At 57.6% G+C, this 2603-nt stretch carries 3 protein-coding genes; 2 read left to right on the top strand and 1 reads right to left on the bottom strand.

Translation table 11 applies throughout. The annotated features are described in order from the left end of the window. Both GTN70_11290 and GTN70_11285 read left to right on the top strand, forming a co-directional pair. Window positions 1-524 (top strand): hypothetical protein (locus GTN70_11290; protein NIO17545.1); only part of this gene is annotated, 524 nt, incomplete at its 5' end. Then, entirely contained in the window at window positions 521-1264 is a 744-nt protein-coding gene (locus GTN70_11285; protein ID NIO17544.1) for a hypothetical protein, read from the top strand. The genes GTN70_11290 and GTN70_11285, both read left to right, overlap by 4 nt. Window positions 1265-1431: 167 nt before the next feature. Here GTN70_11285 and GTN70_11280 read toward each other — a convergent pair whose 3' ends face one another. After that, entirely contained in the window at window positions 1432-2577 is a 1146-nt protein-coding gene (locus GTN70_11280) for an MFS transporter (GenBank protein NIO17543.1), read from the bottom strand. Window positions 2578-2603: the final 26 nt, after the last annotated feature.

The raw sequence follows: 2603 nt of genomic DNA, 5'->3' as shown, positions 1-2603 counted from the left end.
TGTTTCCCCTCTCGCTTATCGCTCTGAACGTTTTGATCCTCACCGCCAAGAGGAAAAGGCAGGCAAGGCTGACGAACACGCTGAACAGGGAGCTTCCCTTCCTCGCCCTCTCCCTTTCCCTGCTCATCGATGCCGGCTGCTCGATACAGTCCGCGGTCGCAAATATGCACGAATGTTTTCCTCCGGGGCCGAGCAGGATGTTCTTGAGCGATGTGAGGAGCCTCTTTGAAATCGGCGTGGACGCAGACAAACTCAAAGGCGAGATGGCGGGCCGCTACAGATCGATCCAGGCCGAGCTCATACTTGAATCCCTCATAACCGGCAAGGCCCTCGGGAGCGGCCCGGGGAAGTCGCTGAAGCAGCTATCGGAAAAGATCTTCAGCGACAGGGTCGCACAGGCCGAAGAGAGGGCGCTCAAGGCCCCGGTGAAGCTCATGCTGCCCCTGTGCCTCTTTATCTTCCCCGCCATCTTTCTCCTCATCTTCTCCCCCATCATCCTCCAGATAGGAGGGCTGTTCGGATGACCGGGATCCCTCGAAAAGAACTCATTATCGAGGCCGGGGACGTCGTGGAAAAGCTTTCGGGAAAACGTTTTTTCACCGTATCGACGACAGATCCCCTTTCGGATATCTTTATCGAAACCGATGGTGACAGGGTCGAGTTCAAGATAGCGGCCCTCTGGGGAAGGATCGTTCTCTTAAACAGGGGCAAAGAGGGGGTCGCAACAACCGGCCTGAGCATTTTAAGGAAAATATACATCTCCTCGCATACGATGGCCCTTTCGATACAGGGATGCCCGGTTATCGTTTCGGTAAATTACCCGGAGACCGATTCACCCGTCGGCACCCTGGCCGATTCCTTCCTTTATGCCGCCGCAACGGCCTGTTTTCTCTTAAGCATCCTCGCATCCCTGCCGGTGAAAAAGGTATCAATGGATTCCGTTTCTCCCCGGGGAAAACCCCTTACGATCGATTACGTTTCCGATGGATCGCCTGCCCGCTCGCAGGTAAATTTCTTCGCCCTGAAAGAAACTCTTTTCAATCTCGAAGAGAAAGACAGGAAAGACCTGGAGCATCTCTTAAAGTCCCTTACCCTCTCCAGGCTCATCTACGAGAGAAGCTGTGAAATTAAAAACCATGGGGCAATGAGCCTTGTGATCGGGGCGCTGAAGAAACGTTTAAGGGACATGAAAAGCCGGGTTTCGATGCCGGATCCGCATACAGAAGAAGCAGAAACCTTAAAAATATCATCAAAATACTATTAAATTAAATTTTTAAGTTATTATATCTAATAGCTTGTTATTTATCATTTAAGTATATATTAAGAACAAAGGTTCTCGGGCTCTCCTTTTTCCCCCAACAGGGACGTCGACGCCTGAATGCGGCTCTTAGGCCGCTGCCGCCGATGACGAGTATTTTCGTCCAGGTGGGATCATCTATCTTCGCTTCTCGCCAGAAAAGCCGCAGCCTGCTGCGTACCCCGGGCCGGGTCGACGCGGGTCAGCAGTACGCCTCCCACCAGGAACAGCAATGCGATAGAAAGGATCGATATCCGGGGGCTGCCGGTAACAACACCGGCCCATCCCACGAGAACCGGGCCCACGATCGTCCCAAACTTGCCGACCATGTTGTAGAACCCGAAAAACTCCGCCCCGTGCCCTTCCGGAACCATGCGGGTAAACAGGGAGCGCGACAGCGCCTGCACGCCCCCCTGGACGAGGCCGACGCCGATGGCGAGCGCGAAAAACTCGGTGGCCGAGTCCATCCGGGAGGCCCAGGCGACGATGATCAGGTAGACGAAAATCCCCCCGAAAATCCCCCGTTTCGGGCCGAGCCGCTCGCCGATGCGTCCGAACGCGATGGCGGCGGGAAACCCCACGAACTGGGTGATGAGGAGCGCCGTTATCAGCTTTTTAGGCTCGAAGCCGAGCGACAGCCCGTAGTCGACCGCCATGCGGATGACGGTGTCCACCCCGTCGATGTAGCACCAGTAGGCGATAAGAAACATCCAGGCGTGGCGGAGCTGCCGAACGTGCCGGAACGTGCGAATGAGCCGCCGCAGCCCGTCGCTAAGCGGGTTCATCGAATCGGCGGCCTGCGGTGCGCGGGGCTCCGGAACGAAGAAGAACACCGGGATGGAAAAGAGCGCCCACCAGAGGGCGACGCAGAAAAACGACGCTTTCACCGCCCCGGCTGCGTCAGCGAACCCGAACGTCTCCGGTGAGGTCACCATCCACACGTTGAAGCCGAAGAGCACGCCGCCCCCGAGATAGCCGAAGGCATAGCCGAGCGCGGAGACCAGGTCCACCCGCGATTCGTCGGCGATCGACGGCAGCAGGGCGTCGTAGAAGACGATCCCGCCGGAAAAGCCGACGGTGGCAAGCACGTAAAGGGCAACGGCCGGGAGCCAGTCTCCCTGGGCGACGAGGGGAAGCGCCCCCGTCATGACCACCCCCATCACCGTGAAGAAGAAGAGGAACTTCTTTTTCGCCCCGCCGCTGTCGGCGACCGCGCCGAGAAAGGGGGATATCGCCGTAACGAGCAGCCCCGCGCATGAATTGGCGATGCCGAGCTTCATCGTGCTCGCGGCGACGTCCGCCCCGT

The organism is Deltaproteobacteria bacterium (genome assembly GCA_011773515.1).
GTDB lineage: Bacteria > Desulfobacterota > Deferrimicrobia > J040 > J040 > WVXK01.
Note: the sequence above shows the minus strand (reverse complement) of the source record. Positions and strands in the feature narration are given on the sequence as shown.

Excerpts from the sequence above, each read along its gene's own strand:
- GTN70_11285 (NIO17544.1), top strand. The coding sequence starts at position 521 with ATGACCGGGATCCCTCGAAAAGAACTCATTATCGAGGCCGGGGACGTC.
- GTN70_11280 (NIO17543.1), bottom strand. The coding sequence starts at position 2,577 with ATGAAGCTCGGCATCGCCAATTCATGCGCGGGGCTGCTCGTTACGGCG.